14 protein-coding genes and 1 pseudogene are annotated in these 12,446 nt (G+C 58.6%); 13 read left to right on the top strand and 2 right to left on the bottom strand.

What is annotated here, in order from left to right:
* The 10 genes and pseudogenes from EJA72_RS18660 to EJA72_RS18615 form a co-directional block, all read left to right on the top strand.
* A pseudogene (locus tag EJA72_RS18660) lies at positions 1–437 on the top strand (electron transfer flavoprotein subunit beta/FixA family protein); the annotation flags it as partial.
* Positions 438–1,367 (top strand): electron transfer flavoprotein subunit alpha/FixB family protein, encoded by a 930-nt coding sequence (locus EJA72_RS18655; protein WP_157712881.1) that lies wholly within the window; start codon positions 438–440, stop codon positions 1,365–1,367. It abuts the pseudogene before it with no gap.
* 198 nt (positions 1,368–1,565) lie between these two features.
* Complete coding sequence (locus tag EJA72_RS18650) at positions 1,566–2,393, top strand: ABC transporter substrate-binding protein (RefSeq protein WP_157712880.1); 828 nt, start codon at positions 1,566–1,568, stop codon at positions 2,391–2,393.
* Between the two features lie 9 nt (positions 2,394–2,402).
* On the top strand, positions 2,403–2,759 hold the full coding sequence (locus EJA72_RS18645; RefSeq protein WP_178129444.1) for a DUF4398 domain-containing protein: 357 nt from the start codon (positions 2,403–2,405) through the stop codon (positions 2,757–2,759).
* Complete coding sequence (locus EJA72_RS18640) at positions 2,756–3,568, top strand: OmpA family protein (RefSeq protein ID WP_157712879.1); 813 nt, start codon at positions 2,756–2,758, stop codon at positions 3,566–3,568. Before EJA72_RS18645 ends, EJA72_RS18640 begins: the two co-directional genes overlap by 4 nt.
* Positions 3,569–3,779: 211 nt before the next feature.
* A complete protein-coding gene (locus EJA72_RS18635; RefSeq protein ID WP_157712878.1) occupies positions 3,780–5,219 on the top strand; it encodes a PLP-dependent aminotransferase family protein in 1,440 nt (479 codons plus the stop codon).
* Positions 5,220–5,308: 89 nt separating this feature from the next.
* Positions 5,309–5,776 (top strand): translation initiation factor 2, encoded by a 468-nt coding sequence (locus EJA72_RS18630; protein ID WP_157712877.1) that lies wholly within the window; start codon positions 5,309–5,311, stop codon positions 5,774–5,776.
* Between the two features lie 165 nt (positions 5,777–5,941).
* Complete coding sequence (locus tag EJA72_RS18625) at positions 5,942–6,196, top strand: YkgJ family cysteine cluster protein (RefSeq protein WP_157712876.1); 255 nt, start codon at positions 5,942–5,944, stop codon at positions 6,194–6,196.
* Positions 6,197–6,237: 41 nt separating this feature from the next.
* Positions 6,238–6,843, top strand: coding sequence for an START domain-containing protein (locus EJA72_RS18620; RefSeq protein ID WP_157712875.1), 606 nt, complete (start codon positions 6,238–6,240; stop codon positions 6,841–6,843).
* A gap of 1,077 nt (positions 6,844–7,920) precedes the next feature.
* A complete protein-coding gene (locus EJA72_RS18615; RefSeq protein ID WP_157712874.1) occupies positions 7,921–10,014 on the top strand; it encodes an LTA synthase family protein in 2,094 nt (697 codons plus the stop codon).
* A gap of 56 nt (positions 10,015–10,070) precedes the next feature.
* Here the strand turns inward: EJA72_RS18615 and EJA72_RS18610 are convergent, their stop codons facing one another.
* On the bottom strand, positions 10,071–10,229 hold the full coding sequence (locus tag EJA72_RS18610; protein ID WP_169858239.1) for a DUF3309 family protein: 159 nt from the start codon (positions 10,227–10,229) through the stop codon (positions 10,071–10,073).
* Positions 10,230–10,510: 281 nt separating this feature from the next.
* Here EJA72_RS18610 and EJA72_RS18605 point away from each other — a divergent pair, with 281 nt between their 5' ends.
* The 3 genes from EJA72_RS18605 to csrA all read left to right on the top strand — a co-directional run bounded on the left by EJA72_RS18605 (position 10,511) and on the right by csrA (position 12,067).
* Positions 10,511–11,326: an SDR family oxidoreductase gene (locus EJA72_RS18605; protein WP_157712873.1), complete on the top strand. Its 816-nt coding sequence runs from the start codon at positions 10,511–10,513 to the stop codon at positions 11,324–11,326.
* Between the two features lie 64 nt (positions 11,327–11,390).
* Positions 11,391–11,723 (top strand): YnfA family protein, encoded by a 333-nt coding sequence (locus tag EJA72_RS18600; protein ID WP_157712872.1) that lies wholly within the window; start codon positions 11,391–11,393, stop codon positions 11,721–11,723.
* 152 nt (positions 11,724–11,875) lie between these two features.
* Positions 11,876–12,067, top strand: coding sequence for a carbon storage regulator CsrA (gene csrA, locus EJA72_RS18595; protein WP_157712871.1), 192 nt, complete (start codon positions 11,876–11,878; stop codon positions 12,065–12,067).
* 5 nt (positions 12,068–12,072) lie between these two features.
* Here the strand turns inward: csrA and EJA72_RS18590 are convergent, their stop codons facing one another.
* Positions 12,073–12,300 (bottom strand): YheU family protein, encoded by a 228-nt coding sequence (locus EJA72_RS18590; protein ID WP_003199186.1) that lies wholly within the window; start codon positions 12,298–12,300, stop codon positions 12,073–12,075.
* Positions 12,301–12,446: the final 146 nt, after the last annotated feature.

Raw genomic sequence — 12,446 nt, 5'->3', positions numbered from 1 at the left:
TCGACAAGGAACAGCCTCAGCTGGTGATCCTGGGCAAACAAGCCATCGACAGCGACAACAACCAGACCGGCCAGATGCTTGCTGCATTGAGCGGCTACGGTCAGGGCACCTTCGCGTCGAAAGTTGAAATCAGCGGCGACAGCGTTGCTGTGACCCGCGAAATCGACGGCGGCGCGCAGACAGTTTCCCTGAAACTGCCGGCCATCGTCACGACTGACCTGCGTTTGAACGAGCCGCGCTACGCGTCCCTGCCAAACATCATGAAAGCCAAGAAGAAGCCTCTCGAAGTGCTGACTCCGGACGCTTTGGGCGTTTCCACCGCCTCCACCAACAAGACCGTGAAAGTCGAAGCGCCTGCGGCACGCAGCGCGGGTATCAAGGTCAAGTCGGTGGCTGAACTGGTCGAGAAACTGAAAAACGAAGCGAAGGTAATCTAAATGACTATCTTGGTTATTGCTGAACACGACAACAAAGTAGTGGCCCCGGCCACGCTGAACACCGTGGCTGCTGCCGCCAAAATCGGTGGTGACATCCACGTTCTGGTGTCCGGCCAGGGCGTTGGCGCCGTGGCTGAAGCCGCTGCGAAAATCGCGGGCGTGGCTAAAGTGCTGGTGGCCGACAACGCCGCTTACGCGCATCAGCTGCCGGAAAACGTTGCTCCTCTGGTTGCAGAGCTGGGCAAGGGCTACAGCCACATCCTGGCTGCCGCCACTTCCAACGGCAAAAACATCCTGCCGCGCGTTGCCGCTCAGCTGGACGTTGACCAGATCTCCGAGATCATCTCGGTTGAAAGCGCTGACACCTTCAAGCGCCCGATCTACGCCGGTAACGCCATCGCCACCGTTCAATCGAACGCTGCGGTCAAAGTGATCACCGTGCGTGCCACCGGTTTCGACCCGGTTGCCGCTGAAGGCGGTTCGGCGTCGGTTGAAGCCGTTGCGGCGGCTCACGACGCAGGCACTTCGAGCTTCGTTGGCGAAGAGCTGGCCAAGTCCGATCGTCCGGAACTGACCGCAGCCAAAATCGTCGTTTCCGGCGGTCGTGGCATGCAGAACGGCGACAACTTCAAACACCTGTACGCCCTGGCCGACAAGCTGGGCGCTGCCGTCGGTGCTTCCCGCGCCGCGGTCGACGCAGGTTTTGTACCCAACGACATGCAGGTCGGTCAGACCGGCAAGATCGTTGCGCCACAACTGTACATCGCGGTCGGTATCTCCGGCGCGATCCAGCACTTGGCCGGCATGAAAGACTCCAAAGTGATCGTCGCGATCAACAAGGACGAAGAAGCGCCGATCTTCCAGGTGGCCGATTACGGCCTGGTGGCGGACTTGTTCGAAGCCATCCCTGAGTTGGAGAAGCTGGTCTAATCCGGCTGCTTCACTTATAAAGAGCCCGACCTTATGGTCGGGCTTTTTTTTGTTCTTCTTTCTGTAGGAGCGAGCTGGCTCGCGATGGTCTCAAGGACGCCGCGTTTTTCCAGACTGAACGCGTCATCGTGGACGTCCATCGCGAGCGGGCTCGCTCCTACAGGGTGATCTAACCGGGTTTGAGTGGAGTGAAATGCCATGGATCTGCGCCTTGTCTGGAGCTTGTTGGGTTTGATGTTGCTGCCGGGACTTTCATTTGCTGCCGGCAAGTGCGATCGCCTCGTGGTCACCGGCAGTCCCGATGCGCCCCCGTATCTGTGGCAAGACCCGCAAAACCCCAAGCACCTGATCGGTGCCAGTGCCGATCTCCTCCAACAAGTGGCAGGACAGTTGGGCATCAAAGTCGAAGTGCTCTATGCCGGCAAACGCTCCCAGGCCCTCGATGAAGTGCGCAGCGGGCGTATGGACATGCTGGCCGACGCACCGCTGACGGTCAGCGAACTGGAAACCCTGGATTACATTCATCCGCCGTTGCTGGAAAACGATTACCTGATCTGGACCCGCAAAGACTCGGCCTTGGTCTACAACGAAGCCCTGGACCTGCACGGTCATCCCGGTGCTGTGTCGGAAAAGTCTCGAATGACCGTGGCATTTGGCACATTCGCCGAGCAGCAATTGACCCTCACACGTACTCCGAACCTGACCCAGGCCTTTCAGAAATTGCTCATGGGCGAGGTGGAATTTGTCCTCGCCGGACGCTACTCGGGCATGGCGGCCGCACGGGCATTGAGCATGGCCAACGACCTGGTCGCGCGTCCACAACCGGTCGACAAACCCGGTCTGTTCCTCGCGCTTTCCCATAACTCCGCCTGCAACGATCCGTGGTTGCGCGGACAGCTGGCCAAAAAGATGACAGAATTGCCCGCGTCCGGACTGACGGAGGCTGTGCTGCAACGCAATATCGAGCGCTGGACGGCGCAACAGCAACAACTGCAGCAGCAACCCGCCAGTACCCCAAAACAGTAGGGATTTTTAGTGAGTATTCGACCTCTTTTCGCTGCCCTGGCCGTACTGGCTCTGGCGGGTTGTGCAGCCGATCCGGCGCCGAATGAACAAATACGTTTGACTGAACAGGCGCTTGAACAAGCCAAGGCCGTGGGCGCCACCGCCGACGACGTGCCGGAAATGAAACTGGCCGAAGAAAAATTCACCCGTGCCCAGGGCGACATGACCGATCAGTCCTACAAACACGCGCGCATGCGGGCCGAACAGGCCGAGCTGGACGCGCGTCTGGCCGAAGCCCGGGTCCTCACGCTCAAGAGTGAAGAGCAACTGAATGTGCTCAACACCCGCATTACCCGCCTGCGCAAGCAATTGGGAGATGCCCAATGAACCTCAAGTCCACCGTGCTCGGCGGTTTGCTCATCGCCGGTTGCGCCAGCCTCTATGGCTGTGCCGGTCAGCACAGCGAGGCCGCGCTGCAGCAAGCCGGCACCGACTTCCAGAAGGTCAAGGAAGATTCCAATGTGTTGCGGATCGCACCCAAGGATGTGATTCGCGCCGGTGAATCCCTGGCCCGCGCGGATCGACTGTCCAGCTACTGGGGCAGCGGTTCGGATGTGGTCCATTACGCTTACCTGAGTCAGCGCTACAGCGAAATTGCCCGCGAGCACACCAACCAGGTGCTCATCGAGGAGCGCGCAGCAAAGCTCGAACTGGAGCGTCAACGCCTGCAACTCGCCCTGCGCGAGTCCAAACTATTGAGCGTGCAGCAGCAGGGCAAATGGCTCGAAGAACAGATCGTTGCGCTGGCCACGACCCAGACTGACCGTGGGTTGGTGATGACGCTGGGTGATGTGCTGTTCGACACGGGCGAAGCCGAATTGAAAAACTCCGCCAACCGTGTGGTGTTGAAAATCGTGCAGTTCCTGCAGCTCAACCCCAAGCGTGTGGTGCGCATCGAAGGCTACACCGACAGCACCGGCGGCAAGCAGGACAACCTCAAACTGTCCCGTGACCGGGCGCAATCGGTGGCGGATGTGCTGATGGACCTGGGCATCGATGACTCGCGTATTCATGTCGAAGGCTACGGCGACGAATACCCGGTGGACGCAAACGCCTCCGAACGAGGCCGTGCACAGAACCGTCGGGTGGAAATTGTGTTCTCCGACGAAAAAGGCCAGCTAGGCGCCGCCCGCTAAAGGCAGCGTTGTTGGATAACCCGGCCTGCCAGACAGTGCCGGGTTTTTTTTCGCCTGTCGATTGGCCAGTGCGCTGCAATAAAGCAGTACAGATTTTGCTGACACTGCACTGTACTGTCGACTATTGTGGCAACTGTCCCCGTACACTTCTAAACTGTTCCGGTATTGTTTCACACAAGAATAAAATGCCCGTGAAATCGAGTGCTGCGTCATGACCAATCTCTTGCTCTACCAACGTATTGCTCAGCAACTGGCCGAAGACATCCGTCGGGGTGTCTATCAACCGGGGGAGCGCGTGCCTTCGGTGCGCAAGATGAGCTCGCAGCTCAATGTCAGCCATGCCACGGTGTTGCAGGCTTACGCCAATCTCGAGGATCAGGGGCTGATTCGTGCCCGGCCGCAGTCGGGTTACTACGTACACCAGACGCCAGCGTTGACGGCGCCGACACCGGACATCGCCCGGGTCGAGCGCCCGGGCCTGGTCACGCGCAGCAGCATCATTCAGCAAGTGCTGGTCGAGTCCCGTCGCGAAGGGGTCTTCCCCTTGGGCGCGGCAGTGCCGAGCGTCGATTACCTGCCCGTGCGTGCGCTGCACCAGCAACTGGCCAAAGTCACCCGTTTCCATAGCCCGCGCGCCTTCAGCTACATGTTCAGCCCCGGTTTCGAACCATTGCGTCGGCAAGTGGCGATCCGCATGCGCGACGCTGGTGTGGTGGTCGACCCGTCCGAGGTCGTGATCACCCACGGCTGCGTCGATGCCTTGCAAATGTCCCTGCGCGTGTTGACCCGGCCTGGCGACTTGATCGCCGCCGAGTCGCCGACCTATTACGGGCTGCTGCAACTGGCGGACCTGCTGGGCCTGAAAGTCATCGAGATTCCCAGCGATCCGTCCACCGGCATGAGCCTCGAAGCGCTGCAACTGGCGGCCAACCAATGGTCGATCAAGGCGTTGGTGTTGACCACTCGTCTGAGCAATCCTTTGGGCGGCACCATGCCCGAGGAACGGCAGAAGCAACTGCTGCGCCTGGCCTCGGATTTCGATATCCAGATTGTCGAAGACGACATCTACGGCGAATTGATGTTTGAGCAAGGTCGGACCAAATCCCTCAAGGCCTATGACCGGCTGGATCGAGTGATCTATTGCTCGAGCTTTTCCAAGACCCTTTCGCCGGGCGTGCGTATCGGCTGGATGATTGCCGGCAAGTACCAACAGGAAATCCAGCGCTTGCAGACGTTCAGTACGCATTCGGCCTGCAGCGTCACGCAGATGGGCATCGCTGCGTATCTGGAGAACGGCGGTTACGACCGTCACTTGCGCTACATCCGCCAGGAATACCGTAAAAACCTCAGCGCTTTTCAATTGGCGGTGCAGCAGTATTTTCCGGAAGGCACGCAAATGACGCGGCCGACCGGCGGCTTCATTCTGTGGGTCAGTTTGCCGGGGCGGGTCAACACCCAGGAGCTGCACGTGCGGGCCTTGCAGCAAGGCATCAGCATCGCGCCGGGGCTGATATTCAGTAACACCGAGCAATTCAATCACTGTATTCGGCTGAACTGCGGCATACCCTGGAACCGTGAAGCCGATCGCGCGCTGATGACCCTCGGCATGCTGGCGACCCAGCTCTGTCAGGAGATGGCCGGCGGAATATAAGCGAGCGGGCAGGTTCTTCCTGCCCGCGCTTGTCTTGTGGCGTCCAACAAGCGAGCATACGGCCCTCTGCCGTTAGCGCTGTTGGATCCATGAAACCTATTTTCCCCGCCGTTTGGCTATCGATCTGCCTGTTGCTGAGCTTTCACGCCGAAGGCGTCATGGCGGCCGGCGTCCAGGAAAAGCCGGCGGCCAGCGCCGCTTCAAAAAAACCTGCACCCGCCAAGAAAGCGTCCCCGGTCAAAAAGAAACCGGCAGTCGTCAAGAAGCGCCCGCCGATTGCCTCAAAGACGAAACCCGCCAGTGAGGTGGTGAAAACCCCACTGCCGTCAGCCAATCTGGATTTGAGCCTGCCCAAGGACATGGCCGAGGAACTGAAACCGGTCGGGACGGTGCCGTTGCCCAAACACGATGGCGTGTTGCCGCAAATGTTCGGCGACAAGGCCAGTCCGTTCCAGCTCAACGGAAGGCTGATCAACAACGAAATGCAGTTGCAGCGGCGCAATGAAGAACGCCATGAGGTGGAAGGCGCCGCGCTGGAATTCGAGTTCAAGCGCTGATTCATTCCCATCTGTGACCCGCCAGCCAGACGCTTTGTCGGAGACTGGTCAGTCACCATCGTTTCAGCGAAAAAACCCGGCCCCTGGTAATTTTAAACAACTGTTTTAGCGGTTACTCTGTGCCTCGTCCTTTAACACATCGCCCGTCGCGAGGAGCTCGTCGTCATGAAATGCCGTGAAGGCTGTGGCGCCTGTTGCATTGCCCCTTCCATCAGTTCGCCGATTCCCGGTATGCCCAATGGCAAAGCCGCCGGCGAACGTTGCCTGCAACTTTCTGCCGATAATCTGTGCAATATTTTCGGTAAACCGGAACGTCCCGCGGTTTGCTCGGCGTTTGACGCGGATATCGAGGTGTGTGGTGACAGCAGCGAAGAGGCCATCCGGCTGATTGGCTGGTGGGAGCAAATGACGGCGGCGTGATGTGCTCAACGAACGGAACTTAAACAACAAGGAATAAGATTATGGGTTCGCTGCATCGTATGGCTGTGCTGTGTGGTTTGACAGTTGTCCTGGCTACGTCGGCCGCTCAGGCTGAAGACTGGAAAACCGCCAAGGACGAAGATGGTATCAAAGTCTCCCTCAGTGAAGTCGCCGGTTCCGACTACAAGGCCTACCGTGGCGTGACTGTCATGAAAACCACCATGGCCAAACTGCGCGCGCTGCAGGAAGACGTGTCGGGGGCGTGTGCCTGGATTCACGAGTGCAAGTTGCAGAAGTTGCTCAAGCACGAAGGCGATCAGAGCTGGACTTACACTCAGTTCAATACGCCATGGCCGGTGACCCCGCGTGATTCGGTGTTGCACGTGACCACGGTCGAAGGCGCCGATGGCAGCCTGACCCGCAAACTTGAAGGCGTGCCAAAGTACGTTCCTGAAGAAAAAGGTTTTGTGCGGGTGGCCAAGGTTGATGGTTTCTGGAAGTTCGTGCCCAAGGGTGATCAGGTTGAAGTGACCTATCAGGTGCACACCGAGCCGGGCGGCAGCATTCCTTCGATGGTGGCCAACAAGTTCGTGGTCGATGCGCCTTTCAATACGTTGAAAGCTCTGAAAGAGCGCGCTGAGAAGTAAGTTTTTTGGTCTGTTGGTAAAACGCCTCGATTTGATCGGGGCGTTTTTTATTGGGTTGGGTTTAGGTGGGCGGCGTTGTTTGGGGGGCATATCCGTTTCTTAGGTAGCGGCGGCTATTGGTTTCGCCCTTACGGCGAGTCACTTGGAAGAGCGCCAAGTAACCAAGCGCTCTTGCCCCTTTCGTTCGGTGCCTCGCTAGTGCTCGGCATGCCCTCGCTCCGGTCCTGCTCCGTGGGCCCGCCGCCATCGGCCATCCATGGCCGGGGGCGGCTAACCCGGCATCCATACCGGGTTGCCCACTGCGCAGAACCTCCACTCGGCCTCTCGAGGGAGCAAGAAAATCAAAAGCCAAATCAAAAGCGAGGCGGCCTTAAAGCCGACCTGATTTTTGCGGATGTGCCCGATTCAAAAATGTGGGAGCCAGCCTGCTGGCGATGGACGCACAGACAACGCGATCATCCAGACAGGGCACGTTATCGTTGACGTTCATCGCCAGCAGGCTGGCTCCCACAGGGGAAGTGCGCGCATCAGAAGAATCAGGTCGGCCCGAAGGCCGCCTCGCTTTGTTTTTGATCGAGGCGCCCCGTTAAACCACGCTGGCCGAACGCAGGCATTGTGCAGTGGGGAAACCGGCAGGACGCCGGTTTAGCCGCGCTGGGCCAGGGATGGCCCATCGCGGCGACCCACGGAGCAATGCCGGAGTGAGGGCATGCCGAGCCCTAGCGAGGTACCGAGTGGTGGGGCAAGAGCCTTTTGCTTACTTTGGGGCTTTTCCAAAGTGAGTCGCCGTAAGGGCGAAACCATAAGCCGCCGTGACCCCAAAAACGGATATGCCCCCGAACTAAAGAGCACCCCCACTTTATTGTGTTTCCAGATATACGCTGCACACAATTTTCACAAAGCCTCCAAGACAATTCGCCCACACCAGCAACGCCGGAACAGTAATCAATGGCAATGCTGCGGTTGATCGTGCAACATTTGCGCACCGCGCAAACCCCGGGGCCGAAGCATGGCCAACAGAGGGTAGGGCGCAGCCGTATTTTTGAAACTTCAACTTCCAATGGGTCCTAAAACGACATGGCAATCCCGGACGCCCTGAATCAGCAGCGAGCCTCAAGTCGCCTGCTGCAACCGACCGTCAAATCGCACCTGGCCTACACCTTGCTGTGCGCCTTGGTGATGATGGTCATGTTCAGCCTGCTGCGCGTTGCGCTGCTGGTCTACAACCGCGAAATGATCCTCGACACACCGGCCTCGACCTTTTTCGAAGCGTTCACCAACGGACTGCGTTTTGACCTGCGTCTGGTGGTTTACCTCATCATTCCATTGCTGCTGGCGCTGTTCAGTGCCCGTGCGATGGCCGCTCGAGGGTTCTTCCGTTTCTGGCTGACCATTGCCTCCAGCATCGCGCTGTTCCTGGGCCTGATGGAGATGGACTTCTACCGTGAGTTCCACCAGCGCCTCAATGGCCTGGTCTTCCAGTATGTAAAGGAAGACCCGAAAACCGTGATGAGCATGCTGTGGTACGGTTTCCCGGTAGTTCGCTACCTGCTGGCGTGGGCCGTGGGCACGTTGATCCTGACCCTGGCGTTCAAGGGCGCCGACCGCGCCACCCGTCCTCGCGGCCCCTTCAGCGGCGGCAGCATCGGCACGCGTCAGATCGCCCCGTGGTATGCGCGCATCGCGGTGTTCGTGGTCTGCCTGCTGATCTGCGTGGTTGCGGCTCGTGGCACGCTGCGTCAAGGCCCGCCGCTGCGTTGGGGGGACGTCTACACCACCGACTCCAACTTCGCTAACCAGTTGGGCCTCAACGGCACTTTGTCGCTGATCGCTGCGGCGAAAAGCCGGATGTCCGAAGATCGCGACAATATCTGGAAAGCCACGCTGCCTCAGCCTGAAGCACAGAAAATAGTGCGCGACATGCTGGTGATGCCAGACGACAAACTGGTGGACGCCGACATTGCGGCGGTGCGTCGCGATTACACGCCACCGGCGGACAAGACCCTGCCGATCAAGAACGTCGTCGTGATCCTGATGGAAAGCATGGCCGGTCACTCGGTTGGCGCTCTGGGCGCGCCGGGCAACATCACGCCTTACCTCGACAAACTGTCGAAGGAAGGCCTGCTGTTCGACCGTTTCTTCTCCAACGGCACTCACACCCACCAGGGTATGTTCGCCACCATGGCCTGCTTCCCGAACCTGCCGGGCTTCGAATACCTGATGCAGACGCCGGAAGGCAGCCACAAGTTGTCCGGCCTGCCGCAGCTGCTCAGTGCCCGTGATTATGGAGATGTGTACGTCTACAACGGCGACTTCGCCTGGGATAACCAGTCGGGCTTCTTCAGCAACCAGGGCATGACCAACTTCATCGGTCGTAACGACTTCGTGAACCCGGTGTTCTCCGATCCGACCTGGGGTGTGTCCGACCAGGACATGTTCGACCGGGGTCTGGTAGAGCTCAAGGCGCGGGAAAACGGCAAGCCGTTCTACGCGCTGCTGCAAACCCTGTCCAACCACACGCCATACGCCTTGCCGACACCTTTGCCGGTCGAGCGTGTGACTGACCGTGGCAGTCTGAACGAGCATTTGACCGCCATGCGTTATGCGGACTGGGCACTCGGCCAGTTCTTTGAAAAGGCCCGCAAAGAGCCTTACTTCAAGGAAACCCTGTTCGTCATCGTCGGCGATCACGGTTTTGGCAACGAGCGTCAAATCACCGAAATGGACCTGGGACGCTTTAACGTGCCGATGCTGATGATTGCACCGGGTATCCAGGAAAAATTCGGCCAGCGTGACCACACCGTGGGCACTCAGATCGACATCGTGCCGACCATCATGGGTCGTATCGGTGGCGAAGTGCGCCATCAATGCTGGGGTCGTGACCTGCTCAACCTGCCGGAAGGCGACACCGGTTTTGGTGTGATCAAGCCGTCGGGCAGCGAACAGACCACGGCGATTGTGACCGCTGACCAGATCCTGGTGCTGCCAAAGGAAAAGGAAATGGCGCCGAAGATGTACCAGTACGAACTGGGCGCGAATCCACACGCCGAGATCGTTCCGGATGCACCGCGCACGGCTGAGTTGAAACTCAAGCTGGAAGCCTTCCTGCAAACAGCGACCAAGAGTCTGCTCGACAACACCGCCGGTGTAGTCAACGGCAAGCCGGACTAAGTTTGGCGCAATAAAAAAGAGGCCCTCAAGGGCCTCTTTTTTTGCCTGCGAACTCTTTATATCTTGCCGAGTAACAGCAGGATCAACAGCACCACCAGCACAACGCCGATGATACCCGACGGGCCATAACCCCAACTTCTGGAGTGTGGGAAGACCGGCAAACCACCTACCAGCAGGAGGATCAGAATAACGATAAGAATTGTGCCCATGTCTATTTCCTTGTTGGAAGTGTTCTGGAACGTCTATGTCTTTTAACTATCAGCGGGGATGAATTAAATCCAGGCTGCTTACAAAATCCGACTGTCGCGAACCCGAGAAAATTCCAACTTTTTTAATGTTTTTCGAAGAAAGCCTTATTTCGTTTCCTGCGTGCTTTGGTTGATTCCTTCGCTGCCATGGTTTGCTCGGGCCATTCAGCAATCTGATGGAGCGTGGGTCGGGCAATATCCTTCGCTACACTCGGCACATCTTCCCCGGAACAACAAGGCTGTTTGCTATGCAAAATCGCATGATGATCACTGGCGCGGGCTCAGGTCTAGGTCGCGAAATCGCGCTGCGCTGGGCGCGTGAAGGCTGGCAACTGGCTTTGTCGGATGTCAGCGAACCCGGCCTGCAGGAAACCCTGAAGCTGGTGCGTGAAGCCGGTGGCGATGGTTTTATCCAGCGTTGCGACGTACGCGATTACAGCCAGCTGACCGCTTTCGCCCAAGCGTGCGAAGAGAAGCTCGGTGGTATCGACGTCATCGTCAACAATGCCGGTGTGGCCTCGGGTGGTTTTTTCAATGAGCTGTCGCTGGAAGACTGGGATTGGCAGATCGCGATCAACCTGATGGGCGTGGTCAAGGGATGCAAGGCCTTCCTGCCGCTGCTGGAAAAAAGCAAAGGCAAGATCATTAACATCGCCTCGATGGCGGCCCTGATGCAAGGCCCGGCCATGAGCAACTACAACGTGGCCAAGGCCGGCGTTGTGGCGTTGTCCGAAAGCCTGTTGATCGAGCTGGCCCAACAGGAAATCGGCGTGCACGTGGTTTGCCCGTCGTTCTTCCAGACCAACCTGCTGGACTCGTTCCGCGGCCCGACGCCGGCGATGAAAGCCCAGGTCGGCAAACTGCTGGAAAGCTCCCCAATCACCGCGTCCGACATTGCCGACTACATCTACCAGCACGTCGCTGCCGGTGAGTTCATGATTCTGCCCCACGAACAGGGGCGCATGGCCTGGGCGCTCAAGCAGAAGAATCCGCAACTGCTCTACAACGAAATGACCGTGATGGCCGACAAAATGCGCGCCAAGGCCAAACAATCCGCAGGCTGAGCTTGCCCGCCCGCAATGCCGTCGTTAGGGTGGCCGCAACCGGTCATCCTCGCGAGACGTCTGCATGCTCAATTACCTGTGGTTTTTCCTTGCCGCGCTGTTTGAAATCGCCGGCTGCTTTGCCTTCTGGATGTGGTTGCGCCAAGGCAAAAGTGCCTGGTGGGTCGTGCCGGCGCTGCTCAGCCTGACCTTGTTCGCGCTGCTGCTGACCCGGGTCGAAGCGACTTATGCCGGTCGGGCCTATGCCGCTTACGGAGGCATCTACATCATTGCGTCGATTGGCTGGCTGGCGGTGGTCGAGCGGATTCGTCCGTTGGGCTCGGACTGGATCGGTGTAGCGCTGTGCGTGATCGGGGCGAGTGTCATCCTTTTCGGGCCACGTTTCTCCGCTGCCTGAAGGATCGGTCCTTCATTCAAAGCGTTTGTCGGACGTTTCCGTAAGAGGGGCGGTGCTGCGTCGTAGGGCCGTTCTGGTTTGCAGCTGACACATTGTAGACTCGCTGAGTGCCGGGCATCTTCAGGGTTCGATAACCCTGAAGGACTAATGCCATGCTTGTACTCAGCCGTGTTGTGGGCGAGTTGATTTCCATCGGTGACGACATTTCCCTGCGCATTGTGGCCGTCAACGGAGGCACCGTGCGCTTCGGCGTCGAAGCGCCGCACACCGTCACCGTGCACCGGGCCGAAGTGTATGAACGCATTCAGAACAAACTGGCCAAAAACAAAGACAAGCAGTGCTGAAGATCTCAGTCGAACAGATGCTTGGGCACGTCATGCTTGAGCATCAGTTGGCACTGCTCGCTTTCCGGATCGAAGACAATCAGCGCCTGGCCCTTGGTCAATGCCTGACGAACACGCAATACGCGGGTTTCCAGCGGCGTGTCGTCGCCATTGTCCGTGCCGTCGCGGGTGACAAAGTCTTCGATCAGGCGGGTCAACGTGTCGACTTCAAGTTGGTCGTGGGGAATGAGCATAGGCACCTCGGCTAAACAATGGCGCGATGCTACGGCGAATGGCGGGTTGCGGCTAGCCTGGGGTGATGTGTTACCCGATCTGACGCCATCGCGAGCAGGCTCGCTCCCACAATTGACTGCATTCCCCTGTGGGAGCGAGCCTGCTC

This window comes from Pseudomonas sp. PB120 (assembly GCF_009761815.1).
GTDB lineage: Bacteria > Pseudomonadota > Gammaproteobacteria > Pseudomonadales > Pseudomonadaceae > Aquipseudomonas.
Note: the sequence above shows the minus strand (reverse complement) of the source record. Positions and strands in the feature narration are given on the sequence as shown.

Coding starts and splice junctions, on each gene's coding strand:
- EJA72_RS18620 (WP_157712875.1), top strand. CDS start 6,238: ATGGGTTCGCTGCATCGTATGGCTGTGCTGTGTGGTTTGACAGTTGTC.
- EJA72_RS18625 (WP_157712876.1), top strand. CDS start 5,942: ATGAAATGCCGTGAAGGCTGTGGCGCCTGTTGCATTGCCCCTTCCATC.
- csrA (WP_157712871.1), top strand. CDS start 11,876: ATGCTTGTACTCAGCCGTGTTGTGGGCGAGTTGATTTCCATCGGTGAC.
- EJA72_RS18615 (WP_157712874.1), top strand. CDS start 7,921: ATGGCAATCCCGGACGCCCTGAATCAGCAGCGAGCCTCAAGTCGCCTG.
- EJA72_RS18605 (WP_157712873.1), top strand. CDS start 10,511: ATGCAAAATCGCATGATGATCACTGGCGCGGGCTCAGGTCTAGGTCGC.
- EJA72_RS18655 (WP_157712881.1), top strand. CDS start 438: ATGACTATCTTGGTTATTGCTGAACACGACAACAAAGTAGTGGCCCCG.
- EJA72_RS18650 (WP_157712880.1), top strand. CDS start 1,566: ATGGATCTGCGCCTTGTCTGGAGCTTGTTGGGTTTGATGTTGCTGCCG.
- EJA72_RS18640 (WP_157712879.1), top strand. CDS start 2,756: ATGAACCTCAAGTCCACCGTGCTCGGCGGTTTGCTCATCGCCGGTTGC.
- EJA72_RS18590 (WP_003199186.1), bottom strand. CDS start 12,300: ATGCTCATTCCCCACGACCAACTTGAAGTCGACACGTTGACCCGCCTG.
- EJA72_RS18630 (WP_157712877.1), top strand. CDS start 5,309: ATGAAACCTATTTTCCCCGCCGTTTGGCTATCGATCTGCCTGTTGCTG.
- EJA72_RS18635 (WP_157712878.1), top strand. CDS start 3,780: ATGACCAATCTCTTGCTCTACCAACGTATTGCTCAGCAACTGGCCGAA.
- EJA72_RS18600 (WP_157712872.1), top strand. CDS start 11,391: ATGCTCAATTACCTGTGGTTTTTCCTTGCCGCGCTGTTTGAAATCGCC.